Annotated in this window: 20 protein-coding genes and 1 tRNA gene; 12 read left to right on the top strand and 9 right to left on the bottom strand. The window is 65.5% G+C overall.

Going from position 1 to position 24,094, the window contains the following annotated elements; genetic code table 11:
• The 3 genes from P1X14_RS17065 to P1X14_RS17055 form a co-directional block, all read right to left on the bottom strand.
• Window positions 1-1,053 (bottom strand): hypothetical protein (locus P1X14_RS17065; protein ID WP_277316612.1); only part of this gene is annotated, 1,053 nt, incomplete at its 3' end.
• A complete protein-coding gene (locus P1X14_RS17060) occupies window positions 1,050-1,829 on the bottom strand; it encodes a PP2C family serine/threonine-protein phosphatase (protein WP_277316611.1) in 780 nt (259 codons plus the stop codon). The genes P1X14_RS17060 and P1X14_RS17065, both read right to left, overlap by 4 nt.
• Window positions 1,829-2,509 (bottom strand): VWA domain-containing protein, encoded by a 681-nt coding sequence (locus P1X14_RS17055; protein WP_277316610.1) that lies wholly within the window; start codon window positions 2,507-2,509, stop codon window positions 1,829-1,831. Before P1X14_RS17055 ends, P1X14_RS17060 begins: the two co-directional genes overlap by 1 nt.
• A gap of 258 nt (window positions 2,510-2,767) precedes the next feature.
• Here P1X14_RS17055 and P1X14_RS17050 point away from each other — a divergent pair, with 258 nt between their 5' ends.
• Entirely contained in the window at window positions 2,768-3,637 is an 870-nt protein-coding gene (locus P1X14_RS17050) for a LysR family transcriptional regulator (RefSeq protein ID WP_277316609.1), read from the top strand.
• Between the two features lie 169 nt (window positions 3,638-3,806).
• Window positions 3,807-6,788 (top strand): TonB-dependent receptor, encoded by a 2,982-nt coding sequence (locus P1X14_RS17045; protein ID WP_277316608.1) that lies wholly within the window; start codon window positions 3,807-3,809, stop codon window positions 6,786-6,788.
• A 72-nt stretch (window positions 6,789-6,860) separates the two neighbouring features.
• On the opposite strand, the gene P1X14_RS17040 is transcribed toward P1X14_RS17045, so the two are convergent.
• Together P1X14_RS17040 and P1X14_RS17035 are read right to left on the bottom strand one after the other, a co-directional pair.
• Window positions 6,861-7,910: a glycosyltransferase gene (locus P1X14_RS17040; RefSeq protein WP_277316607.1), complete on the bottom strand. Its 1,050-nt coding sequence runs from the start codon at window positions 7,908-7,910 to the stop codon at window positions 6,861-6,863.
• The gene (locus P1X14_RS17035; RefSeq protein ID WP_277316606.1) at window positions 7,910-10,420 is read right to left on the bottom strand and encodes a DegT/DnrJ/EryC1/StrS family aminotransferase; all 2,511 of its coding nucleotides are present in this window, start codon (window positions 10,418-10,420) and stop codon (window positions 7,910-7,912) included. Before P1X14_RS17035 ends, P1X14_RS17040 begins: the two co-directional genes overlap by 1 nt.
• A 127-nt stretch (window positions 10,421-10,547) precedes the next feature.
• On the opposite strand from P1X14_RS17035, the gene P1X14_RS17030 reads away from it, so the two are divergent.
• Entirely contained in the window at window positions 10,548-12,533 is a 1,986-nt protein-coding gene (locus tag P1X14_RS17030; RefSeq protein ID WP_277316604.1) for a tetratricopeptide repeat protein, read from the top strand.
• Window positions 12,534-12,542: 9 nt separating this feature from the next.
• On the opposite strand, the gene lepA is transcribed toward P1X14_RS17030, so the two are convergent.
• Window positions 12,543-14,336: a translation elongation factor 4 gene (gene lepA, locus P1X14_RS17025; protein WP_277316603.1), complete on the bottom strand. Its 1,794-nt coding sequence runs from the start codon at window positions 14,334-14,336 to the stop codon at window positions 12,543-12,545.
• A 166-nt stretch (window positions 14,337-14,502) separates the two neighbouring features.
• Between lepA and P1X14_RS17020 the strand changes: the two genes are divergently transcribed.
• The 4 genes from P1X14_RS17020 (at window position 14,503) to P1X14_RS17005 (ending at window position 17,487) form a co-directional block, all read left to right on the top strand.
• Window positions 14,503-14,910 (top strand): hypothetical protein, encoded by a 408-nt coding sequence (locus P1X14_RS17020; protein ID WP_277316602.1) that lies wholly within the window; start codon window positions 14,503-14,505, stop codon window positions 14,908-14,910.
• Window positions 14,910-16,145, top strand: coding sequence for a M48 family metalloprotease (locus tag P1X14_RS17015; RefSeq protein WP_277316601.1), 1,236 nt, complete (start codon window positions 14,910-14,912; stop codon window positions 16,143-16,145). The genes P1X14_RS17020 and P1X14_RS17015 overlap by 1 nt, the downstream gene beginning before the upstream one ends.
• On the top strand, window positions 16,145-16,639 hold the full coding sequence (locus tag P1X14_RS17010) for a phosphoglycerate mutase family protein (protein ID WP_277316600.1): 495 nt from the start codon (window positions 16,145-16,147) through the stop codon (window positions 16,637-16,639). The genes P1X14_RS17015 and P1X14_RS17010 overlap by 1 nt, the downstream gene beginning before the upstream one ends.
• A gap of 101 nt (window positions 16,640-16,740) precedes the next feature.
• Window positions 16,741-17,487 carry a CsgG/HfaB family protein gene (locus tag P1X14_RS17005; RefSeq protein WP_277316599.1) on the top strand — a complete coding sequence of 249 codons (747 nt, stop codon included), beginning with the start codon at window positions 16,741-16,743 and terminating at the stop codon, window positions 17,485-17,487.
• 25 nt (window positions 17,488-17,512) lie between these two features.
• Here P1X14_RS17005 and P1X14_RS17000 read toward each other — a convergent pair whose 3' ends face one another.
• Entirely contained in the window at window positions 17,513-18,037 is a 525-nt protein-coding gene (locus tag P1X14_RS17000) for an AAA family ATPase (protein WP_277316598.1), read from the bottom strand.
• Entirely contained in the window at window positions 18,034-18,597 is a 564-nt protein-coding gene (gene pnuC, locus P1X14_RS16995; protein ID WP_277316613.1) for a nicotinamide riboside transporter PnuC, read from the bottom strand. Before pnuC ends, P1X14_RS17000 begins: the two co-directional genes overlap by 4 nt.
• Window positions 18,598-18,793: 196 nt before the next feature.
• Here pnuC and P1X14_RS16990 point away from each other — a divergent pair, with 196 nt between their 5' ends.
• The 5 genes from P1X14_RS16990 (at window position 18,794) to dinB (ending at window position 23,355) form a co-directional block, all read left to right on the top strand.
• Window positions 18,794-19,069, top strand: coding sequence for a hypothetical protein (locus tag P1X14_RS16990; RefSeq protein ID WP_277316597.1), 276 nt, complete (start codon window positions 18,794-18,796; stop codon window positions 19,067-19,069).
• Complete coding sequence (locus tag P1X14_RS16985; protein ID WP_277316596.1) at window positions 19,066-20,598, top strand: methyl-accepting chemotaxis protein; 1,533 nt, start codon at window positions 19,066-19,068, stop codon at window positions 20,596-20,598. The genes P1X14_RS16990 and P1X14_RS16985 overlap by 4 nt, the downstream gene beginning before the upstream one ends.
• A gap of 62 nt (window positions 20,599-20,660) precedes the next feature.
• Window positions 20,661-21,965, top strand: a complete 1,305-nt coding sequence (locus tag P1X14_RS16980) for an FAD-dependent oxidoreductase (protein ID WP_277316595.1) — start codon at window positions 20,661-20,663, stop codon at window positions 21,963-21,965.
• A 92-nt stretch (window positions 21,966-22,057) separates the two neighbouring features.
• Window positions 22,058-22,134: transfer RNA gene (locus P1X14_RS16975), tRNA-Pro, on the top strand.
• Between the two features lie 156 nt (window positions 22,135-22,290).
• Window positions 22,291-23,355, top strand: coding sequence for a DNA polymerase IV (dinB, locus tag P1X14_RS16970; RefSeq protein WP_277316594.1), 1,065 nt, complete (start codon window positions 22,291-22,293; stop codon window positions 23,353-23,355).
• Here dinB and P1X14_RS16965 read toward each other — a convergent pair.
• Window positions 23,352-24,094: type II secretion system protein GspK (locus P1X14_RS16965; RefSeq protein ID WP_277316593.1), on the bottom strand; the 743-nt coding region annotated here is incomplete at its 5' end. The two genes, dinB and P1X14_RS16965, sit on opposite strands and share 4 nt — an antisense overlap.

Here is a 24,094-nt window from a genome sequence, read left to right as displayed (position 1 = left end):
GGGGCGCGGCGGCGTGCGCTTGACGGCGGGACGCGCCTTGGCCGCCGCCACGCGCGCCTCATGGCCGCAAAAGCCGCAGCCCGCGCCGAAATGGACATGCTCCTCCGGCTTGGCCGAACAGGGCGTCATCTGGCCCATCAGCACGTCGAGATGATCGCGCCACTCCTCGGCGCTCGGCCGTGCGCCGCGACCCTGAAACGCCATGTCGAACAGCACGCGCGTGCCCCGGCGGAACATGCGGTGGATGCTGGCCGCACTGGGGCTGAGACCCGCCTTGGGCCGCAACGCATAGGGATAGAGCCCCTCGAGGATGCGCGCCTGCAGGTCGGTCGCCTGGTTCGTCCCGCCCGCCGACCCGGCAAAGGGATGCACGCCATTGTTGAGCAGCTGGAAGATGATCACCGCCAGCGCGAACAGATCCTGCGCCTCGCCCAGTTCCTTCGCGGGCCGTTTCCAGCTTTCGGGTGCGATATATTCGTCGGACAGCACGTCGGCGGCGATGCGCCCGGTCTTGCCCTGAATGCTGAACCCGTCGGTATCGACCACCGCCATCCAGCTGACCGTGGGATAGAAGCGCAGATTGGCCGGCTTCATGTCGATCATATGGTGACCGGCGCGGTGCAGCTCGGCAAAGACCGACGCCAGATTGCGCGCCACCAGCACGCGATAACCATAATAGTCGGACAGCTTCTCGATCCGGCGGCTGCTCTTCTGGAGCAAATTCACCAGACTGGTCGAGCGGCCGAAATCGATCTCCGGCATCAGGAAGCCGACAAAGCTGCCCTTCACGTCATAGAGCTTGGCCTCGGGCCATGAGATCTGCGGATAATGGCCGCCCTGATGCTCGGCCGGGGGCAGATCGGGCGGGGCCGCGATCATCGCCTCGATCTTCGGCTCATAGCGCTTGGCTTCGGCCGCATCGTGATAGAGCTTTGCCGCAGAACCCGACAGCCCGTTGATCGTATAGACCTTGCCCGCGGCCCCCTCGCCCAGCATCCTGCCGAGCGTGAGCGGCTTCTTCTTCGCGCCGCGGCCAAGATAGACCTCGATCATCGCGCGGCCTGTGCCCAGACGAGCGTCTTGTCGTCATTGGTCTTTTCGCGCACGGCTTCGCTGTCGAGCGTGGCGCTCAGCGCCTTTTCGCCTTCCTCGCGGCCCGCCCCGGCCAGAAACCGGCCGATCGGCTCGAAGAACGGCATATAGGGCTCCGGGCCGGAGCTGTGGTTCTTCAGCCCGACATCGGTGACGCCGTCCGACATCAGGAAAATCGTGTCGAAGCCCGGCTCGACCAGCTTGAAGCGCAGGTTGCGCCGCCAATCGCCTTCGGTGAAGAAATAGGTTTCGTACGAATATTCGCCGTTGCTGGGTTCGGACATCACCCAGCGGCCCTTGTCGGCCGCCACCGCCAGCGCCGCGCCATCCCCGATATGGAAGAACACGCCGCCGCTACCCGGCATCACCACCGCGCCGACCAGTGTCGCGTGATAATCGTACAACCCTGCATCCGGCGGCAAATCCGCCAGCGCCTGCGCGCGCGCAGCTTCAATCCCGCTTCGCACGGCCCGGCAGCATTTCAGCAGCAATGTGCGCGAAGGCCGCGGCCGGACGCGGCCGATGGCGCGCTTCAGCGCCGAGGTCACATGCTCGCATACCATCGCGGCGCCCTCGCCGCCGAACCGAGCCGATCCTGCGCCATCGGAAACCGTCGCGATCAGCACGCCGCCGGCAGTCACTTCCAGGCGATAGCGATCCTGGCACGCGTCGCCCCGGAACGCATGATAGGCCCCGGTGACCGAGGCAGCAGCGACGCGCCATGGCGCCGCACTCATTATCCCGCGCGTCCCGGCACGACTGCCCAGTCGGACGGCGCCGCCATCTGGATATTCTCGCTGGGCGCCGACTTGGATCCGGCGCGCGCGCTGCGGCTGAGCCACAGGAAGAATTCGCGGAACGCCAGCCCCTTCAGCGCCAGCGGCTGGCGCGGCGAGAAGCGGGCGAGCTTGGTCATATTGGCATTGCCCACGCCGACGCAGAACACCGACACGCGGCCGCTTTCCTCGGCGCGGCGGCATTCGTCGGCGGCATCTTCCCAGTCGCGATCGGTCGGTTCGCCATCGGTCAGTACGAACAGCCACGGACGGTTGTATGGAATGCCATGGTCGCGATAGCGCAGCTTCTCGGTCTCGATCTCGTCCAGCGCGCGGCGGACACCGGCGCCCAGCGGCGTCGTGCCATTGGCTTCGATCTCGGGCGCTTCGAACTCGATCGCATCGACCCAGTCGGTAACCACCTCGACATCGTTGGGCGCGCCCACGCGCAACACAAGGATGCGCACGCGCTGACGCGCGACGTCATCGGCCTTCAGATCGGCCTCGAGCAGCTTCAGACCTTCGTTGAGTGCGCCGATCGCATCGCCATCTGCCATCGACGTCGATCCATCGAGCACGACGACGCACGGCAGGCGCTGACTGGTATTCTCCGCCAGCGCGACGTCCGGAATCAAGTTCAAGCCACCCTCCACTCGAACACGGGCCCCCGCCCAAACTGCACCGGAATCACCGCTGCCCCCGGCTGGATCATGAAGCAGATATAGCGGTGTCGCAAGGCGCGCACGTGAGGCGCCCGAGATCGCTGCGGCTGCCCGCGAAACGCGAATCATCGAAACATGGCGAACATCGCCTATCGCGCAAGATTGATTGATCCAGATCAAGAATTTGATGTTCAATTTTGCACTGCAATCTTGGTAAATTCGTGCAAATATGCACAAATGATCGATTGGCAGGACATCCGCATCTTTTCCGCGCTCGCAAACGCCGGATCGCTGACCGCGGCGGCGCAGAATCTGGGGTTGAGCCACACCACTGTCGGACGCCGCGTCTTGGCGCTCGAAGAGGCGCTGAAACTATCGCTGATCGACCGTAACAGCCCCGGCGCGACGCTGACCGGCGACGGTTCCGCGATCGCCCGGCTGGCCGATCAAATGGCGGATATCGTGGAGGAAATCCGCGAGCGCAGCGCGACCGCGCAAGGGATCGGCGGCAAGGTCACCGTCGCGGGCCCGCCCACCCTGCTGGGCAATTTCATCATCCCGCGCCTGGCCGAATTGCGCGAGGCCCATCCCGAGCTGGAAATCATCGTCAGCACGATCGGCGGCGTCGAGACCGAGGCCCCGCAACATGCCGACCTGTCCATCCGGATGATCCGCCCCGAACAGCCCGCACATCTGTTGCGGCGGCTCGGCGCGATCACCTTCGCCTTGTATGCCGTAGCGGAAGTCGTTGCACAGCCGCGCGAGAATTGGACCTTTATCGGCTATGAGGGTGAATATACCCGTCTCGCCCAGCAACGCTGGCTGGCGGATTATGCGGGATACCGCCCCTTCCAGTTCCGCACCTCGGATTTGCCGAGCCAGCTTGCCGCCGCGCGCGCGGGTCTGGGCATCGCGCTGCTGCCCAGCTTTCTCGCGGATCGCGAACCATCGCTGATCCCGGCCGATCCCGGCGCAGTGCCGCCACGTCGCACGATATGGCTTTCCACCCATGCCCCAACCCGCCGGATGCCCGCCACCAGCCTGGTCGCAGACCATCTCGCAATGGCCTTCGCGGCCGATCAGGGTTTCAATCCGCCCGGCCGCTAATGTGTCCGCTATGTTTCTGTGACATTGCCGCAACATTTCATCCGAAATGCATTGCGTAGGTGAATTTACGTATAGGTAGGCGGTTCCCGGCCCCTCAATCTCCCTCGATGGCGACTTCGGTCGTCTAAGCACAAGCGCCTGAAACGGCGCGATATAGGGGGCTATGAGTATGAGGAAGTTGGTTCGCCGGCGCCTGTTGGCGTCGACCCTGTTGCTGTCTGCGGCTGCCGCAGCGGCACCTGCCTGGGCACAGGAAGCCGCGCCTGCTGAAGAGGAACTGGTCGTTACCGGATCGCGCATTCAGCGCCCGGATCTCGAGACCGCCAGCCCGGTCAAGCTGATCAGCGAAGACGAAATCGCGATGCGCCAGCCCGGCACCGTCGAAGAGCTGCTGCGCGATCTTCCCTCGGTCCGTCCGGCGCTTGGCCCGGGCGTCAACAACGGCTCGAACGGCTCGGCCACGGTCAACCTGCGCGGCGTCGGTGAAAACCGCACGCTGGTGCTGCTCGACGGCCGCCGCATCGTTCCGTTCGGCCTCGACGGCGTGACCGACACCAACGTCATCCCCGTCGCGCTGGTCCAGCGCGTCGATGTCGTCACCGGCGGCGCTTCGTCGGTTTACGGCGCGGACGCGGTCGCGGGCGTGATCAACTTCATCACCCGTCGCGATTTCAGCGGCATGGACCTGAATGCGAGCTATCGCATCTCGGGCGAAGGCGATGCGGCACGCTACAGCGCCGACCTGACCGTTGGCGGCAACTTCATGGACGATCGCGGTAACGCGACGCTGAGCATCGGCTATCTCCGCGCCGATCCGCTGCTGCACACCCAGCGCGCGATCTCGCAGATCCCGATCAGCTCGCAGACCGGCCTGTTCAGCGGTTCGACCGCGGCGGTGCCGACGATCTTCACCTCGCCCGGCGTGACCAATTTCGGCTTCCCGAGCTCGTCGATCGGCGCAGTGATCAATCCGACCACCGGTGCATTCGAAGCTGCGACTGCGGTCAACACCTTCAACACCAATATCGGCACCTATTTCCAGACGCCGATCGAGCGCTACAACATCTACGCAACGGCGCACTACGACGTCACCGACGACATCGAAGTCTATACCAGCGGCATGTTCACCCGTTCGAAGGTGACGCTGCAGCTCGCCTCGTCGGCGACCTTCACCAACACCTATCAGCTGTCGCTGAACAACCCGTATCTGCCGGTTGCCGCCCGCAACCAGCTGTGCGCGGCCTATGACACCAACACCGCCGTGGCCGGCATCCAGCCGATCTCGCCGGCCGATTGCGCCGCCGCCGCCGCCGTTCAGGGTGGCCCGGGTACCGCAGGCTATCGCGAAATCCCGGTCATCGCACAGCGCCGCTTCACCGAATACGGCCCGCGCGGCAACCCGGTGGAATCGACGCAGTTCCAGGTGGTTGCGGGTATCCGCGGCAACATCACGGACAGCATCAAGTTCGATCTGTACGCGCAATATGGCGAAACCAACCAGAACCAGTCGCGTGAAAACTGGGGCTCGTTCTCGAAGGTCCAGCAGGCCCTTCGCGCCTATCGCAACGGCACCGGCACCGCGGTCTGCACCGACACGTCGAACGGCTGCGTCCCGCTGAACCTGTTCGGCTCGCAGGGCTCGATCACGTCGGCGATGCTCGGCTTCATCGATCTGGATGCCCGCATCCAGCGCAAGACCGACCAGACCGTCGTCAGCGGCACCATCTCGGGCGATCTGTTCGGCGCGCACTCGCCGTTCGCCGTCGCTCCGATCGGTTTCGCCGTCGGCTTCGAATCGCGTGACATCTTCTCCGAGAGCCTTCCGGACGGCCCGAGCCAGATCCAGGGCGAAGTGCTGGGCACCGGCGCGCGTACTCCGCCCGACATCGGCGGCTACAGCGTCAAGGAAGTCTATGGCGAAATCATCGTCCCGCTGGTCGAGGACGTGCCCGGCTTCTACCGTCTGACCGCGGAAGCAGGCATCCGCTACTCGGATTATTCGACGACCGGCGCCAGCACCACCTGGAAGGCCGGCGGCAGCTGGGAGCCTGTTCAGGGCTTCAAGTTCCGCGGCATGTATCAGGTCGCGGTCCGCTCGCCGAACATCCAGGAACTGTACCAGGGTCAGGTGCAGGGCCTCGGCAACCTCGCGGTCGATCCTTGCGCCGGCGCCGCCCCTGTCGGAAACTCGGCACTGACCGCGCTTTGTATCGCAACCGGCGCGCCTTCGGGCTCGATCGGTTCGATCACCCAGCCTTCGTCGTCGCAGATCAACGTGACGACTTCGGGCAACCCGAACCTGAACGTCGAAAAGGCCAGCACCTACACGCTGGGCGGTGTCTTCACGCCGAGCTTCCTGCCGCGCTTCTCGCTGACGGTCGATTACTTCAACATCACCATCAAGGACGCGATCAGCAACCCGGCTCAGGGCGACATCCTGAACGGCTGCTACTCGACGGCGCTCAACCCGACGCTCTCGTACAACGGTTTCTGCGCGCTGATCGGCCGCAACCCGCTGAACGGCAGCCTCAACGGTGCGGGCGACACGCCGGGCGTGATCCTCGGCGGCTCGAACCTGGGCCTGCTGAAGACCGCGGGCGTTGATGTGGGCATGAACTATTCGCTGCCCACCGATTTCGGCAAGTTCGACTTCGGCCTCAACGTCACCTGGCTGGATTACTATCACTTCCAGGCGACGCCGAACTCGATCAACCGCGATTGCACCGGCTACTATTCGACGAACTGCACCAATCCGCGTCCCGAGTGGAAGTGGAACGGCCGCATGACCTACTCGACCGGCGCTCTGGACGTCTCTCTGCTGTGGACGCACATTTCGAGCGTCAAGCTGGAGCCGTTCCTTGCGACCGCGCTCACGCCGCTGATCACGCCGCAGCCGGGTGGTCCGAACCCGACGACGGTTCTCGACGCGTACGAGAAGATCAAGGCGTACGACTATTTCGACGTCACCGTCCGCTATGACGTGCTGGACAACCTCCAGCTCACGCTCACCGTGGACAATATCTTCGACGTTGCTCCGCCGCTGGTCGGCGCGAACGTCGGCGGTACGTCGTTCAACAGCGGCAACACCTTCCCGACGGTCTACGATCCGATCGGCCGGGCCTTCACCATGGGTGTCCGCCTGAAGTTCTAAAACAACCAAAATATGAGCCTGTGAGGGGCGGCGATCTTCGGGTCGTCGCCCCTCATTTTTTGCGCTTTTTGTTCAGCCGGCCAAGCCGCGCTTCACCGCGCGCATCCCGCCGATCACCTGGCTGACCGCCAGATCGGTTACGCTTCCCTCACGCTTCGACACGCCTTCGGGCCAGCGAGCGACTGCCTGATGCAGTGCGATCCGGCCCGAGCGCACCCCGGCCCGGCACAGGCGCCACCACAGGCGCGAAATCTCGCGATCGACCAGCACCGCGGTGCGGCGATCAGGCTTGAAGCGCACCTCGAACGCGGCGCGCAACATCGCGATCCCCTCGAACAGCCGCTCCAGCGTTTCGCCATCGGGCACCGGCTCGCGTGCCATCACATGCTCGACCAGCAGCGCGGTGAAATCCGGAGCATCCTCGCCCAGCCATTCGCGGTGGCGCTCGCGCAGCAATTTGCGGGCGTGATCGCGCATCGTCGCGTTGAACATGTTCGAAGCGCCGCCGGCATGAATGCGATAGTGCAGCAGCACCTCGTCGATCTGCGCCAGCCGGCCGAACGCGCGGATGCGGTGATAGAAGTCGAAATCCTCGACATAACGCATCTTGGGCCGTTCGAACGGCGTCAGGCGCCGCGCGGCATCGGTGCGGAACATGACCGACGACCAGGCGATCGGGTTCTGCACCAGCATCAGCCAGTCGATCAGTTCGGGCGTCATCGGCCGCGGCCAGTTGCCGGGCGAGATCTCGCCGTCCTGAAGGAAGTTGGTGGCAGTGCTGACCAGCACCGTATCGGGATGCGCGTCGAGAAAGGCGACCTGCTTCGCAAAACGATCCGGCAGGCTGATATCGTCCTGATCGAGCGCCGCGCAATAGCGCCCGCGCGCCTCGGCAAAGGCCAGGTTGCGGGCGACGACCGGGCCGCCATTGGTCGCGGCGCGGATCACGCGGATGCGCGGGTCGGCATAGCTTTCCAGTACCGCGACGGACTCGTCCTTCGAGCAATCGTCGACCGCGATCAGTTCCCAGTCGGTGAAGCTCTGCGCGTGCAGGCTCGCAATCGTCTCGGGCAGCAACGCGGCACCGTTATACACCGCCATGATCACCGAGACCGCGGGCATCACGCGACCTTGCGCGCGTCGCTGCGCTCCAGCAGCTGATCGACGATCATCAGGCCGATATCGTTCTGCCACAGCCACAGGCCATTGGCCTTGCCGCTGAAGCTGCTCTCGCCGCCCAATTTGCCGTCCGGCACATGGCCCGAGGCGAGGCCGATGCCATAGACGCCGGGGACCGGACGTCCCTCCGCATCGAGCACGCGGCATTGCTGGTCCACCAGCCGCGGACGGCCCGGCGCATCGGCCATCAACGCGATCCGCTCACCCGCCGCATCGAACAAGGGCAGCGCGCGCGGCCGATAGCCCAGCGCGCCGATCACAACATCGGCGCCGGCGATCTCGGCGCGGATATCCTCCTCGTTCCCGCCAATCTGGCGCAGTGCCATGCGCGGATCGGGCGCGCGTCCGCCGACCGCCAGCATGCGCAGGATCAGCTCGCGCGCCTCCAGCCGGAACCCGGCAAGGCGATAGACGAAGCCGCTGACCGGACAGACATCGTCCGGCCCGAAATCGGTGAAGCCATCGTCCCACGCCGCCTCGACCGAATGGTAGAAGGGCCGCAGCGGACGGCGATGGTAGAGCAACAGCGCCCCTGCCCCGAGTTCCAGCGCGGGCGAAGCCTTGAGGATCAGCGCCGCCGCCGCCATCGCGCTGGTCGATCCGCCGATGATTGCGATGCGAGGGCTCCGATTGTCGGCGATCCGTTCGCGCAGCCGGTCCACGCCGCCGATGGCGAGGAAATCGTCGCCGAGCATCAGCCGTCGCCCGGCCAGCTCGCCCAGCGTCGTGCCAGCGACCTGCTCGGCCTCGATATGCTCGCGCGACTGGTATCCGCCGGTGGCGATGACGATGCTGGCGGTGCGCATCACGCGCTCCTGTCCGGTCGAGAGGTTGCGCACCCGCGCTGCCCATAGCCCGTCGGCCTGCCGCCGCGCCTCGACCACCTCGCTGCGCGTCGCGACATAGCCGCCATTCTCCGCCACGATCTCGCCCAGCCGCACGCCGGTCGCTTCGAGGAAGGGCGTGGTGCGCGCCAGCGGGACACCGATCTTCCCGCCCTTGTGCAGCGCGATCTCCTGCCCGCTCAGATGGGTTTCGACCGCCGCGACATCGCCATGCACATTGTCCTTAACCGCGGTGAGGAAGGTCTCGGCCGTGCTGTCCGAGGTGATCGCATAATTGCCGATCGCCCCACGCCCGAGCACGGCGTCGCGCTCGACCACCGCCAGACCGCCTTCGGCCAGTTCGACCAGCCGGTCGCGCTTGGTCGCGGCGGTCAGCAGCGCGGTGCCGGCCGGGCCGCCGCCGACGATCAGCACGTCGTGGACGAAGCTGCCGCGCCGCTCGCGGCTCACGCTGTCGCGGCCGAGGCGTGCGCAGGCGTCCATCAGCGCGACGCACACGCGGTCGACATCGGCTTCGGTCATGCCATCCGTCACCGGCAGCGACAGGATGCGCGCGGAGATATCGTCGCACACCGGCAGCGGATCGATCACCGCATTGGCGCGGAACCAGGGCTGCTCGCCCAGATGCGGGCTGAAATATTGTCCCGTGCCGATCCCCTGCTCGGCCAGCGCGGCCATGATCGCCTTGCGATGGCCCGCAAACTGGCGCGGCAACAGGATCGACTGGCACTGCACCGCCTGACGGCGGCCATGCTGGACCTGGAATTCGAAGCCATGTTCCGACGCAAAGCTACCCAAACGCTCGCGATAGACGCGGTCCAGCGCGGCGCGATGTTCGGCCACCGCCTCGATGGTCTTCAGCTTCTCCGCCGCCAGCACGCCCAGCACTTCGGGCAGCTTGGCGTTGAAGCCCGGTCCCTCGGCCGAACGTCCGCCGGCGAACCCGAAATTGGTCATGCGGCGAAGCTGCTCGATCAGCCCGGCATCGCCCGAATGGATCACCCCGCCCTCGGCCGTGGCGAACACCTTGGTCGCGTGCATCGAATAGACGATGGCGAAGGGTGCGCCTGCGCCGAATGCCTTGCCCTGCGCATCGAGCGCACCGAGCGACGCCGCCGCATCGACCACCACGCCGGTCCCGAACTTGGTGTAACTGCGATACCGCTCCAGATCGATCGCCGCGCCGAAGGTCGCATAGGGCACCACCACCGCGATCTTGTCGCCATAGCGCGCGAACGCCGCTGCTTCGGCTGCTTCCGCCGCCGCCCAGTCACCGGGGTCCACGTCGCAGATCAGCGGAGTCAGCCCGGCCCATTCGGCGGCGTGCGCGGTCGCGGCAAAGGTGAAGCCCGGCATCAGCGCGAACATGCCGCGCCCGCTGCGCGGCCCCGCCGCCTGACGGATCGCCAGCATCAGCCCCAGCGTGGCATTGCCCACGGCCAGGCAATCGCCCTGCCCGCCGAACATGCCGTCAAGCAGATCGCTCTCGAACCCGCGCACCACCGGTCCGCCGTTCGAATAAAGACCCCGCTGCTCGATCGCGCGGAGTTCGTCCTGCAGTTCGCTGAGCCGCGGCGGCTCCGGTGCGATCAGCGGCAGCCGATCCAATGCGCGTCTCCCCCGATACCTCAATTGGGGGGTCACATTGCCCACGACCGGCTTAGAAACGGTAAATGGCGTAGAAATGCCGGCGGGATTCCATTGCCCGGCGTGGGACGCATGCGGGAACGTGGGCATGGTTCGACTGATAGGCGCGGCAATTGCGGCGACGATGCTTACCGTCGCCACCGCGACGGCGCAGGTCGCCACTCCGGCTTCGCTTAGCCCCGACCGGATCGCCCCCGCCGTCACCGGGATGGTCGCCGACAAAGTCGCCAAGGCGAAGGCCTCGACCGGCTATACCCGCGAAAGCTTCGAGCAAATCCAGCTTGCGCAGATGCTGCGCCCCGACGACCGCACCGTGCTATATCTGGTCGGCCGCCAGTCGCGCTCGGGCGGCGCCACCGAACGCACCTATCTGGACGTGCTCGATTTCCTTCCCAACGAAGGCGTCGCCAATTTCAGCATCGCCGAACTCCTCGCCGAAGAAGGCTATGAGCGGCTCGCGCTGCCCTACTATGCCCGCGCGGTCGAGGCTTATCCCGGCGTCAACATGTACACCTATCGCGGCGGGCTGAACGCCTATTTTGCGGGCGAATACGCCACCTGTGTGAAGTTCCTCGATCTCGCCATCGCCGGACCCGTCGTGCTAGAGAGCGGCGACATGTACATCAAGCGCGCCGAATGCCATGCGATGCTGGGGCATAAGGCGGAAGCGAAGGCGGATTTCGAGAAGGCGGTCGAGATTACCCCCGGCAATGCCTATGCCTATTCGACGCGGATGTTCCGGGACGGCGTCTATAATGGTTGCCGCGGCACGGCGGCATCGCGCGCGCAGAGCGGTTATCGCGAATGGGACCGCGGATCGGGTTCCTATGGCGGCTATCGCGAGCTGACCATCGCGCTGCAATGCGATCCGAACCATCTCGCCACGCTCGAGGTCTTCCTGAAGATCGAGCAGAACGATGCGAACCTCAGCCGTCACGCCCAGATGCGGCGCATCCGCATCGCCGACCTGAAGGACGGCGGACAGACCTCCGCCGCGCGTGCGGCGAAGCTCAAACCACTCAGCGTTGCGGAGATGCTGGCCGAAGCAGACGGGATCGACATGCGCGCCGCCGGCCGGCCAGGACGCATCCGGGCGGTCTATCTCGCAAGTCGCGTGTTGCTGACCGAGCCCGCCAACATGCGCGCGCGGCTGCTGCGCGCACGCGGGCTGGCGAACCTCAATGTCGAGGCGCTGGGGCCGTTGTCGTGGGACGATGCGACGCAGGCGATGCGCGCCAATCCGCGCGATCCCGTGCCCTATCATATCCGCGCGATCTGGCTGGAGCGGCTGAACGACAAGGCCGGGGCCGCGAGCGAATATGGCATGGCCATCGCCGCCGAACCGGGCAATGCACGCTATTATGTGATGCGCGCCACGGTGCTGGGCAATGACGGGAAATATGCCCCGGCGCTTGCCGACCTGTCCGCCGCGATCGCCAGGGAGCCGGGCAATCGCGACGCTTATATCGTACGCGGCAATATCCAGCTGGCAGCCGGCAATCCCGCCGCCGCGCTACCCGCCTATGAGCGCGCATGGCAGCTCGACCGGAACGAGCCCTATCCGCGGATCGGGATGGTCCGCGCCCATGACGCAATGGGGCAGACCGCCACCGCCGACGCGATTCACCTCGCCATTTTGCGCGACGACCGCAATCAGGCGAGCGACCGCTTCCTGGCGGCGCGCAACCGGCCCGACCTGCTGGCGCAGGTGAACCGCGAGAAGGATGCGGCCGCGCGGGCCGAACTGGCCGACAATGCAGTCTCAGAATTCGACCGTATCCTGCGCGACTGGGACCCGGTCGTCGATTGCCATGCCGCCCATGCACGGGTGCTGGCGAATGTCGGGGCGAACGGCGGCCCCGGCGACCGGGCGCGCATCTCCGACGTCAATCGGCCCTGCTACGAACGCGCGAAGGCGCTCTCCATCCGAGCCAACCGCTTCCGCTCTTCAAGGGGATACGCGACGCTTTCGCAGGATCGGAAGAGCGATATGGACAAGCTGCTGCCGATGATCGACCGGGCGTACAATGACCTGCTGAAGACGCGGCGTATCTTCGGCTGGAATGTGGACTGACGCGGACGGTTATTCCTCGCCCATCCGAAGCGCCGCGATAAACGCCTCCTGCGGGATCTGCACCGATCCGTATTCGCGCATCTTCGCCTTGCCCTTCTTCTGCTTTTCCAGAAGCTTGCGCTTGCGCGTGGCGTCGCCGCCATAGCATTTCGCGGTCACGTCCTTGCGCATCGCGCTGATCGTCTCGCGCGCGATCACCTTGCCGCCGATCGCTGCCTGGATCGGGATCTTGAACAGGTGCCTCGGGATCAGTTCCTTCAGCCGCTCGACCATGCCGCGGCCGCGCACTTCGGCGGTGGCGCGGTGGACGATCATGCTGAGCGCGTCGACCGGCTCCTCGTTGACCAGGATGCCCATCTTGACCAGATCGCCTTCGCGATAGCCGATCTGCTCATAGTCGAAGCTGGCATAGCCCTTCGACAGCGACTTCAGCCGGTCGTAGAAGTCGAACACGACTTCGTTGAGCGGCAGTTCGTAGGTCACCTGCGCGCGGCCGCCGACATAGGTCAGGTTCTTCTGGATGCCGCGGCGATCCTGGCACAGCTTGAGGATCGAACCGAGATACTCGTCGGGGGTGTAGATCACCGCCTGTATCCACGGTTCGGCGATGCTCTCGATCTTGTTCGGCTCGGGCATGTCGGCCGGATTGTGCAGTTCGACATGGCCGGCGCCGTGCGTCAGCTCGATCTGATACACCACCGAGGGCGCGGTGGTGATGAGATCGAGGTCGTATTCGCGGATCAGCCGCTCCTGGATGATCTCCAGATGCAGCAGGCCGAGGAAGCCGCAGCGGAAGCCGAAGCCCAGAGCCGCCGACGTCTCCATCTCGAACGAGAAGCTGGCGTCGTTGAGCCGCAGCTTCGAGATGCTCTCGCGGAGCTTTTCGAAGTCGTTGGCGTCGACCGGGAACAGGCCGCAGAACACCACCGGCTGGACTTCCTTGAAGCCCGGCAATGCTTCGAGCGCGGGGCGCTTGGCGTCGGTCAGCGTGTCGCCGACGCGCGCCTGCGCCACTTCCTTGATCTGTGCGGTGATGAAGCCGATCTCGCCGGGGCCGAGATCCGGAAGCTGCTCGATCTTCGGCGTGAAGGCGCCGACGCGATCGATCAGGTGGGTGGTGCCCGCGGCCATGAATTTGATCTGCTGACCCTTCTTGATCGTGCCGTCGATCACGCGGACCAGGATCACGACGCCCAGATACGGATCGTACCAGCTGTCGACCAGCATCGCCTTGAGCGGGGCATCCTTGTCGCCCTTGGGCGCGGGAATCCGCTCGACCACCGCGTCGAGGATATCCTCGATGCCGATGCCCGACTTGGCGCTGGAGAGCACCGCATTCGACGCGTCGATGCCGATGATCTCCTCGATCTCGTTGCGCACCTTTTCGGGTTCGGCGCTCGGCAGATCGATCTTGTTGATGACCGGGATGATCTCGTGATCATGCTCGATCGACTGATAGACATTGGCCAGCGTCTGCGCCTCGACGCCCTGCGCCGCGTCGACCACCAGCAGCGCGCCTTCGCAGGCGGCAAGCGAGCGGCTCACTTCGTACGCGAAGTCGACGTGCCCGGGCGTGTCCATCAGGTTGAGGACATGCCCCTTCCAGTTCAGGCGCACGGTCTGCGCCTTGATGGTGATGCCGCGTTCCTTCTCGATATCCATATTGTCGAGCAGCTGGGCCGACATTTCGCGAGCCTGCAGGCCCCCGGTGGTCTGGATAAGGCGATCCGCCAGGGTCGACTTGCCATGGTCGATATGCGCGATGATCGAGAAATTGCGGATGAGGGAGAGGTCGGTTGCCATGATCGGCGGGCGTTAGCAGGGCAACGGCACGATGCGAAGGGGTGGCTTTGCCGAAGTTGCGATATCCGTCGGCCCATAAATCCCGCGATACGACGCGTGACTTTGCATATGACCGCACGAAGGCACTATTCTATGCTGGCTGGCAGCATATCCGTTGGGGGCTGGTGTGGACCGGACAAAGATCGAAAAATTGTTGCGCGACATGGTCGAGGCCGAATTACCCGATCAACTTCCGCTCTATGACCTCGAGGGTCCGCTTTTCCTTTCCGAATGCCTTGAGCGGCGACCTCTCGAAAACGAGGAAAATTCGGCGTCGATGCAATTCGGCTATCTCGGGACGATCCACGAAATAGCGAAAACTACCGCGGCCTATCTTGGGATCATTACTTCCGTCGTCGGGCTGTTGAACACGTTCGGCTGGATCAACAAGGGATCCAAACCCGAAAAGGTGGATAAGGTCGAGCTTCGCAAGGCCTGGGCGCAACAGATGCGGGAAGCGGGCCTGAGCGCAAAATTGTCCGACCAGCTCTCCCTCAAGTTCATCGATGACCTCATTTCGGCCACCCAGGATTGATGAACGATATGCCGGAGACTTCGGCCCGGTTCGCTTCACGCTACCTTGCCGAGTTTCCCGTTGCTCTCGACACGGCAGTGCGGTTGCGCGGGCGGCTGGAATCCGAGATCGACACGTTGGTCTCCACTCTGATTTTGCCGTTCGTCGGACTCGCCATCCTGCTCGTGATGGGTGCGGAAACGGGTTTGCTCGCGGCTCTTGGGTCGGGAGTCGCCGAAGGCGTTTGTTACATCATGCTCTTCCAGCTGCTCCGCCCGGACCAGCGCAGACCGACCGGCACGCTGCGACTGGCGGCATTCATACTCGGCGCGGCCACGCTGCCATCGCTGGCCAGCTACGCGCTGCGCGCCTTCTGGGATCGGGATCACGATCAGTACCCGTTCGATGAATTCACGCCGATCCCCCCGACACCATCGCTCGCCGAGTCCGATCCGTTGAGCGTATTGATCGGCACCTCCTTCGCGCTCGCGTTATTCGGGATCGCGATCCGGATCGCCTTTACCCAGCAGCAACGGATGCTCGATCGGCAGCGTCAAACGGACGCAATCGTTTCGATCGATCCGGCCAGGCTTCCAACGCTGGGGGATATGCTGGCGCAGTTGGTCGCTCGCGCAAATGCTCTTGGCTTGCCGGCGAAGCTCCCGTCGATCTGGCTGGACCGCACGAACAACGGGCTGACCCCCGCGATGGCGCCCGATCCCGCCGACCCTGACCAATCGCACCTGCTCGTGCCCCGCGGCTTCCTCGGCCTGATCGCGGCCGACCGCCCGGTGGCGACTGCCGTTCTGGGGCATGAGTTCGCCCATGGCCAACAAAATGACGCTTATCTTTGCGGCGACGCGGACCGGTCGGGTCGATTGCTTCTGCGATCCCTCGCGACGCTCATAATCGTCGTCACGATTGAACGCATTGCAATCCTGACGTCTCAGCCCGGCTTTCACCAATGGCATCTGCTGACAGCGCTGCTGATCCCGGCTGCGGCGTGCGGGCGGCTGTTCATGGCGCATAACCTGGTGGTAGAGGCGCGACGGAATTCCGAGCTTCTTGCCGATTGCTACGCTGCTGCCGTCGCGGGTCCTGGGCCGCTGGAACGCGCGATCCGGACATATTCCGCCGATGGATCGCACGGACATCCGGACCGGGCGGTCAGGCTCGCGCGGTTGCAACAGGCCCCGAATGGCGAGTCATCGCAACCCGGTTTGCGGCTCGAGGCAGCGACATCGAGGAGAGAATGATGCCGATCGTAAGGATAATGCTGGCGGCGATGCTCTGCGCGCTCGGCGCCAACGCGGTGATTGCGGGTGCGGGGCCGAGCGCCGTCCCCGATACCGTCTATGTCATGCGCCACCTCAACACGCCCGCGGGCGAGCGCGATCCGGACCTGACGCCGGAGGGTCAGCAGACCGCACAGGCGCTGGTCGGCTGGTTCGAGGGCAAGCCGCTGACCGCCATCTATGTCAGCGATTTCAAGCGCACGCGCCAGACCGCGGGTCCGCTGGCGGCCGAGCGCGGCATCGCCCTCACCCTTTACGATCCACGCGACACGCCCGCGCTGGTGGCGCGGCTGAAGGCCGAGGGCGGACCGGTGCTGGTGGTCGGTCACAGCAACACCGTGCCCGATATCGTCGAGCAGCTCGGCGGCGAGCGGCCGGCCGATCTGGTCCATGAGGATTTCGGCGACATCTGGACGATCAAGGGCGGCAAATCGGTCCGCGCGAAACTGCCCTGAAAGCTACCCCCGCACGATCCTCTCTGCTACGCTCGCCCCGCCCGCGTCACTGGCCCCCAGACTGCCGGAGCGCGGAGGGGAATGCAGGAGGAGATTCGTCGATGCGTAAGTTGATCCTGGCCGTCGCAGCTATTGCCGCCTTTTCCGTCACCGCAGCGCCCGCCATGGCGCAGAGCAAGGGCAAGACCTCGGGCCGAAAGGCGCAGGAACGCGGCACGCGCGAGATTCCGCGCTGCGCCCGTCCGCTCGGCACCATCGCCATGGTGCCCCCCGAAAACCAGTGGTGGCGCGAGATGAACCTCGGCAGCCCCGAAGCGATCCTGAAGGTGTTCGTGCAGCAATCGGGCTGCTTCACCCTCGTCAATCGCGGCCGCGCGATGAACAGCCGCGCGATGGAACGCGCGCTGGCCGAACAGGGCGAGCTTCAGCGCGGATCGAACATGGGCGGCGGCCAGGTGCGCGCGGCCGATTACCTGCTCGAGCCCGACATCGTCTCGGGCAACCGCAATGCGGGCGGCGTCAATGTCGGCGGCATCGTCGGCGGCCTGATCGGCGGCCGCGCGGGCGCGCTGGTTGGCGGAATCAACGTCAAGAAGAAGGAAGCCAACGTCACCCTCTCGATGGTCGATACCCGCACCACCGAGGAATATGTGACCGAAGGCTATTACAAGAAGACCGATATCGGCTGGGGTGCCGGCGGCGGCGCGGGCTGGTGGGGCGGCTTCGGCGCCGCGGGTGCCGCCAGCTACCAGAATACCGAGATCGGCCAGGTGATCGTGCTCGCCTATCTCGATGCGTACATCAAGCTGGTGCAGCAGCTGGGCGGTCTGCCGCCGGGCGAGTACTAAGACGCGATCCGGCGGGGCGGAGGCGTCAGGCCCCCAGCCCCGCCGCTTCGATCGCAGCCACGGCGGCTTCGTATCGAGCCTCGCCCTCGCCCCCGATCAGCACCCACGGCACGCCGCGGCGTTCCAGCTCGGCTTTCGACAGATCGAAGAATTTCTGACGCGCCTCGGCGGTGCCGAACATGCGCGTGCCGTCCTCGATCCAGGGCAGGTCTATGTCGAACAGCAGATAGAGGTCGGCGACCCCGTCCCATTTGTCGAACCACGGATCGCGGGTGCCGAACAGCATGTCGGCCCACACCGCGGTCATCAGCGGATCGGTGTCGAGGATCAGCGGCTCGATCCCCTCGACCAGCAGCATCTGGGTGCCGGCATCATGGATCTTCGCAATCTCGAGCAGGTCCTGCATCGTGAAGTCGATGCCGCGCGCCTCGGCATATTCGCGGCCATATTCGTCCACCATCATGCCGCCGAACCGCTCCGCCAGCCGCGGGGCGATGGTCGATTTTCCGGTGCTTTCGGGTCCGTGGAGGCAGATGGTGCGCGGGATCATGCGGCCTTACTGGCGGCGCGGCGCCACTCGATCAAGCCGATGATCGAGAGGATCAGGAACACTACGTAGAGTATTGCGGTCGGCCACAATCCCTTCAGCGCGAACAGCGGGATCGCCATCAGGTCCACGGCGATCCACAGGATCCAGCTTTCCAGATTGCGGCGCGACTGGAGGATCTGCGCGGCGATGCTGAACATGGCGATCGCGCCATCCCACCAGGGGAAATGCGCGTCGGTCCAATAATGCATCACCGCACCCCAGCAGGCCGTTGCGACCAATGCGCCGGTGATCCAGGTGGCGAACCGGGCAGTGCCGAGCGGGCTGACCAGCACCTCGCCGGCATCGGCGCGCGAACGGTTCCAGTTCCACCAGCCATAGAATTGGACGACGAAGAAGAAGATCTGGAGCAGCGCATCGCTGTAGAGCTTCGCGTCGAGGAACACCCAGCCATAGAGCGCGACCATCGCCAGCCCGAACGGGTAGTTCCAGATGCTTCGCCGCACCACGAGTGCCACATTGATCAGGCCCAGCGTGGCCGCAAAAAGCTCGATCGGCGTCATGCCGAAAGCGACGGGCAAGGGTGCGAAGGGATCGAAGGGCAGGCTCACGCCGCGCCCCTAGCAGGATCGATCCGCAAGGGTCGAGACGAATTGGCAATTGTGGATATTCCAGCATCCAGCCTTAACGCCATCTTCACCACGCTGCAGGCATTGGCAGATAATGTCCATTTCGGTGTCATTTTCCGGAGCCTTTGTCGTGCAAGCCCTGATCGGGGCTTCGGCGCTGACCGCCGTTGCGGTCGTGCCGCCCGTACAGGGCCGGATGCTGATCGTTTCGGCGATCGGTGAGAGCGATGCCGAGATCGCTGCATGGGCACTGGATCAGGGCCTGAGCATCGTCGGTCGCGGCCCTGTGTCCGGATCGCTGGTGGCGGAAGGACCTGCGCGCGACGTCGCCCTTGCGGCGCTGGGCGATGGACGGATCGTGATTGCCGCGCCCGCGGCGGGATGTGGGAGCCGAGCGAAGCAATGACCAGTGAGTCGCCCTTTACACCCTATCGACGCAGCGGCACGCGCCTGCTCGTCGCGCTGATGTGGGTCAACTGGCTTGCCATGATCCCGGTGGGCATGAGCCAGAGCAACGACAATCTGTTCGTGGCGATGGTGGTCGGCCTGGCCGCGCTGGTGCTGCCGACGATCGGGCTGATCCAGCAGCGGACCGATTCGACGATGCGGATCGTGATGGGCGTTTCCGCGGCGATATTCCCGGCGCTGCTGGTCGGTCTGCTCGAAGGGCATACCTGGCAGATGGACATGCACATGTACTTCTTCGTGTGCATGACGATGCTGTTGCTGCTGCTCGACTGGCGGCCGATCGTCGCCTGCACCGCGCTGACCGCGCTGCATCACCTGATGATCTTCTATCTCGTCCCCGAATGGGTATTCCCCGGATCGGGTTCGCTGGCGCGCGTGCTGCTGCATGCCGTGCTGGTCGGCGGACAGGCGGCGATCCTGATCTTCATGACCCATCGCCTGCGCAATCTGATCTATCGCAGCGAGCATGCCCATGAGGCGACCGAAGCGATGCGCGCCGAAGCCGTCCAGGCCCAGGCCGCGACCCAGGCGGTGCTGGACGAACTGCGCCGGACACAGGCACTCAGCGACCAGCGGCTGCGCGAACGGCAGGCTGCCGAAGCCGCACTCGCCGACGCAACCAGCGAACGCCGCAGCGCGATCGCGCTCGACATCCATGGCCGCATCGGCGCGCTCGCAACCGAATTGCAGAATGCCGCCACCTCGCTTTCGGGCCAGGAGGATGCGCTGGAGAATGTCTCCACCCGCCTGCTCAGCGAAGCCCAGGCGCTTCGCCGCGCCAGCGAGAAGTCGCTCAGCAACGTGGTGTCAGTCGCCGAAAGCGCCGATCAGCTTTCGCAATCGGCGGGCGAAGCGGGCGGCAATGTCCGTCGCGCCAACACGCTGGTCGGCGAGACCGCGATCACCGTCGGCGCGCTCGAACCGCGCATGAACGTGCTGACCCGCGAGATCGAAGGCGCCCGCGGCATCCTCGACCTCGTCTCCTCGATCGCCGCGCAGAGCAACCTGCTCGCGCTCAACGCCACCATCGAAGCCGCACGCGCAGGCGATGCCGGTCTCGGCTTCGGCGTGGTCGCGCACGAAATGAAGCAGATGGCACAGCGCACCGCGACCGCCACAATCCAGATCGCCGAAAAGCTCGATCACATCGCCGGCGCCGCCGATACCTTTGCCGAGGCCATCGACGTGACGACGCAGCGGATGGACGCCGCCGGCCAGTCGACCATCGCCATCTCGGCCGCGGTCGAGCAGCAGCACCATGCCCTCGCCGCCATCGCCCGCGCGGCGGAAGCGGTGAAGGAAGACGTCGCCGAAACCGACGCGCGCAGCCGTATGATCGGCGACGCGGTGGACGAGAATCGCGCCATCGCCGCGCGTGCCTCCGACCTTGCCCGCCTGCTCGACGCCCGCGCCCGCGCGCTCAGCGACAGCATGGACCGGTTGATCGACGACCTGCGCGCCGCCTGATCCTTCGCTTGCCCCGGCCGTGCGGTGCGCTAGGCTGGGCAAACAAGGATCCGGGAGAGCGTATGCGACATATCGCGGTGATCGGCTCGGGGCCGGCGGGATATTATACCGCCGAGGCCTGTCAGAAGATTTTTGGCGAAGACGTGCGCGTCGATATCATCGACAAGCTGCCCGTTCCCTATGGCCTGATCCGGACCGGCGTGGCCCCCGATCACCAGTCGATCAAGGGCGTCTCCCGCCGATACGAAGCGGTGGCGCTGACCGAGAATGTGCGCTTCGTCGGCAATGTGTCGGTCGGTCGCGACGTCTCGATCGAGGAATTGCGTGGGCTGTACGACGCAGTGGTGCTGGCCACCGGCGCCCCGCTCGACCGTCCGCTCGAAATCCCGGGCGCGGACCTGCCCGGCGTGGTCGGATCGGCGGCATTCGTAGGCTGGTATAACGGCCATCCCGATTTCGCGGCGCTCGGCCCGGCGCTGAACGGCCCCGGCGCGGTAGTGATCGGCAACGGCAATGTCGCGCTGGATGTGGCGCGCATCCTCTCCAAGACCGAAGCCGAGTTCGACGGATCGGACATCGTCGCCCACGCCCTCGCCTCTCTGCGTGGATCGGGCATCACCACCGTCACCCTGCTCGGCCGCCGCGGCCCGCACCAGATCGCGATGACGCCGAAGGAACTGGGCGAGCTGGGCCATTTGACCCGCGCCCAGCCACTGGTCGATCCCGCTGACCTCCCACCGGTCAGCGACGACGCGCTGCTGGAACCGGGACAGCGCAAATCGGTCACCCATCTGCGCGACTTCGCCGGACGCGAGGAGGACGGCGCGAAGCCGGTCAGGATCGTCTTCGATTTCTTCGCCATGCCCATCGCCATCGAAGGCGATGGCAAGGTCGAACGCGTGATCGTCGAGCGCACCGCGCTGGACAATGAAGGCCGCGCCAATGGCACCGGCGAGACCTATGCCATCCCCGCCAGCCTGGTGGTGAGCTGTATCGGCTATCGCACCCCGCCGATCGAAGGCATCCCCTATGACGACCGCGCCGGCCGTTTCGCCAATGACGAGGGCCGCGTGCTGCCGGGCCTCTATGCGGTCGGCTGGGCGCGGCGCGGACCGACCGGCACCATCGGCACCAACCGCCCCGACGGTTTCGCCATCGCCGAGAAGATCGCGGCGGACATTGGCGAAGGCTCCGGCAAGCCCGGCCGCCCCGCCCTCGACGCCCTGCTCGAATCGCGCAGCGTCGAAGTGGTGACCTTCCGCGACTGGCAGAAGATCGAGGCCGCCGAAAACGCCGCGGCGCGTGAGGGTGCCCCGCGCGAGAAGTTCACGAGCATCGCGGAAATGCTGGGCGCGCGCGGAAGCTGACGGAGACGCTTGCGCGACTCCGAACGCCCCGTTATAGGCGCGCCTCCAAGCAACGGTCCGCCGCCTGAAACGGCCGCGAATCGTTACTCCGTCGGGGAGTAGCTCAGCCTGGTAGAGCACTGTCTTCGGGAGGCAGGGGCCGGAGGTTCGAATCCTCTCTTCCCGACCATTTTCCTACATTCTTGGGTTCAGCGGCGCTGAACCGGTCGCGGCGCCAGCCCGCTCCCCCACCCGGCCACCCACAGCGTATTCTGAATGGGTGGCCGGGTGGGGGAGCGGGCTGGCGCCGTTTCGGCGAAGCTGAATTCGCCCTAAGAAGCCCGAAGTGACGACACGCAAGATCATCCATGTCGATATGGACGCCTTCTTCGCTTCGGTGGAGCAGCGCGACGATCCGTCATTGCGCGGCAAGCCGGTGGCGGTCGGCAGTCCTTCGGGACGCGGTGTCGTCGCCGCAGCTAGCTATGAGGCGCGCAAGTTCGGGGTGCGGTCGGCGATGCCTTCGGTCACAGCGCTCAGAAGGTGCCCGGACATCATCTTCGTGCCGCACCGCTTCGACGTGTATCGCACGGTCAGCCGCCAGATCCGCGAGATATTCCTGAGCTACACCCCGCTGGTCGAGCCGTTGTCGCTCGACGAGGCCTATCTCGACGTGACCGAAAATCTGCGCGGCCTGCCCTCGGCCACCGAGACCGCGAGCGAGATTCGCGCGCGAATTTTCGAAACCACGCAGCTCACCGCATCCGCGGGCATTTCCTACAACAAGTTCCTCGCCAAGCTGGCGTCGGACCAGAACAAGCCCAATGGCCAGTTCGTCATCCCGCCTGCCGCCGGGCCGGGATTCGTCGCCACCCTGCCCGTCTCGCGCTTTCACGGCATCGGCCCGCGCACGACCGAGAAGATGAACCGGCTGGGCATCCACACCGGCGCCGACCTGCGCGAGCGCGACCTGGGCTTCCTGCAGGCCAATTTCGGCAAGTCGGGCGGCTGGTATCACGCGATCTCGCGCGGCGAGGACAATCGCGCGGTCACGCCGGACCGGCCCCGCAAATCCTCGGGCTCCGAGACCACCTTCGAGCATGACCTGACCACCCCCGAACAAGTCGAGCCGCCTATGCTGCGCCAGGCGGACTCGGTGTGGGACTGGTGCGAGCGCACCGGCGGTCGCGGACGGACGGTGACGGTGAAGGCGCGCTATTCCGATTTCAGGATCGTCACGCGGAGCCGCACGCTGGGCAGTCCGGTGAACGATCGCGAGACGCTGCATCAGGTGTCGCTGGCGCTGGTCCGCAGCCTCTATCCGCTCCGGCTCGGCATCCGGCTGATCGGCGTGACGCTGTCGACCTTCGAGGAAGCCGAAGCGCCCGAGACGTTGCTCGACCTGCTCTAGCGCGCCGGCGCGAACGGCGGCGCATCGGGCGGCACCGCCGCGTTTCGCCAGCGCTCGATCGGCAGCACCTGCGCCTTGCCGTTCCCGTCATAGCCCCGCTTCATCAGGGTCGCGACCTGTTGCGACGTGCCGCCGATGGTGACGCGGGTACGCACCCAATAGGTGTTAGATCGGAACGAGGTGCCCCAGGGGATCGTCACCTTCTGGTCGGCGAGATCGGCCGGGGTGATATAGCCGCGCCGGTTGCGCACCGCGATCAACCGCTGCGCCGCGACCGGATCGTTGAACAGGATGGCCAGCATCTCCTGATCCGCCGCGTTGAGATTGACTGTGGTCTTGCCCGGCAGCGCGGTGATCAGACGTGAGAGCCGCGCACTCACTTCCGGCTCCAGTCCGAGCAAGGTCAGTGGCCGGAGATCGGTGACCGGCCCCTGCAGCCGCACGAGCTGCACCGCCAGATCGATCTTGTCGCCGGGCACGCCCACCGCACTGGCGATGGTCTGGAACAGGATCAGCGACGCCGCTTCGCCCGAACGCACCGCATTGATGTTGAACCGGCCCTCGGCATCCGAAATCGCGAGATCGAATGTCCCGCCATCGATCGGCGCGCCGCTTTCGGAGAGCTTGCCCCAGGGTTCGCCGGGATAGTCCATGCCCGGCGCGGTCTCGAGATCGCGGCGCAGCGCCACCACTGCCGAAAGCTCGCCGACGCGCACCGCCGCCAGCGCCGGCGACGCTT

Source organism: Sphingomonas sp. AOB5, from assembly GCF_029433115.1.
Lineage (GTDB): Bacteria > Pseudomonadota > Alphaproteobacteria > Sphingomonadales > Sphingomonadaceae > Sphingomonas.
The sequence above is the reverse complement of the archived record's forward strand: the minus strand, read 5'-3'. Positions and strand labels throughout refer to the sequence as shown.

Excerpts from the sequence above, each read along its gene's own strand:
- P1X14_RS17010 (WP_277316600.1), top strand. The coding sequence starts at position 16,145 with ATGCCGATCGTAAGGATAATGCTGGCGGCGATGCTCTGCGCGCTCGGC.
- P1X14_RS17060 (WP_277316611.1), bottom strand. The coding sequence starts at position 1,829 with ATGAGTGCGGCGCCATGGCGCGTCGCTGCTGCCTCGGTCACCGGGGCC.
- P1X14_RS17005 (WP_277316599.1), top strand. The coding sequence starts at position 16,741 with ATGCGTAAGTTGATCCTGGCCGTCGCAGCTATTGCCGCCTTTTCCGTC.
- P1X14_RS17045 (WP_277316608.1), top strand. The coding sequence starts at position 3,807 with ATGAGGAAGTTGGTTCGCCGGCGCCTGTTGGCGTCGACCCTGTTGCTG.
- P1X14_RS17015 (WP_277316601.1), top strand. The coding sequence starts at position 14,910 with ATGAACGATATGCCGGAGACTTCGGCCCGGTTCGCTTCACGCTACCTT.
- pnuC (WP_277316613.1), bottom strand. The coding sequence starts at position 18,597 with ATGACGCCGATCGAGCTTTTTGCGGCCACGCTGGGCCTGATCAATGTG.
- P1X14_RS16985 (WP_277316596.1), top strand. The coding sequence starts at position 19,066 with ATGACCAGTGAGTCGCCCTTTACACCCTATCGACGCAGCGGCACGCGC.
- P1X14_RS17040 (WP_277316607.1), bottom strand. The coding sequence starts at position 7,910 with ATGCCCGCGGTCTCGGTGATCATGGCGGTGTATAACGGTGCCGCGTTG.
- lepA (WP_277316603.1), bottom strand. The coding sequence starts at position 14,336 with ATGGCAACCGACCTCTCCCTCATCCGCAATTTCTCGATCATCGCGCAT.
- P1X14_RS16980 (WP_277316595.1), top strand. The coding sequence starts at position 20,661 with ATGCGACATATCGCGGTGATCGGCTCGGGGCCGGCGGGATATTATACC.
- P1X14_RS17050 (WP_277316609.1), top strand. The coding sequence starts at position 2,768 with ATGATCGATTGGCAGGACATCCGCATCTTTTCCGCGCTCGCAAACGCC.
- P1X14_RS17030 (WP_277316604.1), top strand. The coding sequence starts at position 10,548 with ATGGTTCGACTGATAGGCGCGGCAATTGCGGCGACGATGCTTACCGTC.
- P1X14_RS17000 (WP_277316598.1), bottom strand. The coding sequence starts at position 18,037 with ATGATCCCGCGCACCATCTGCCTCCACGGACCCGAAAGCACCGGAAAA.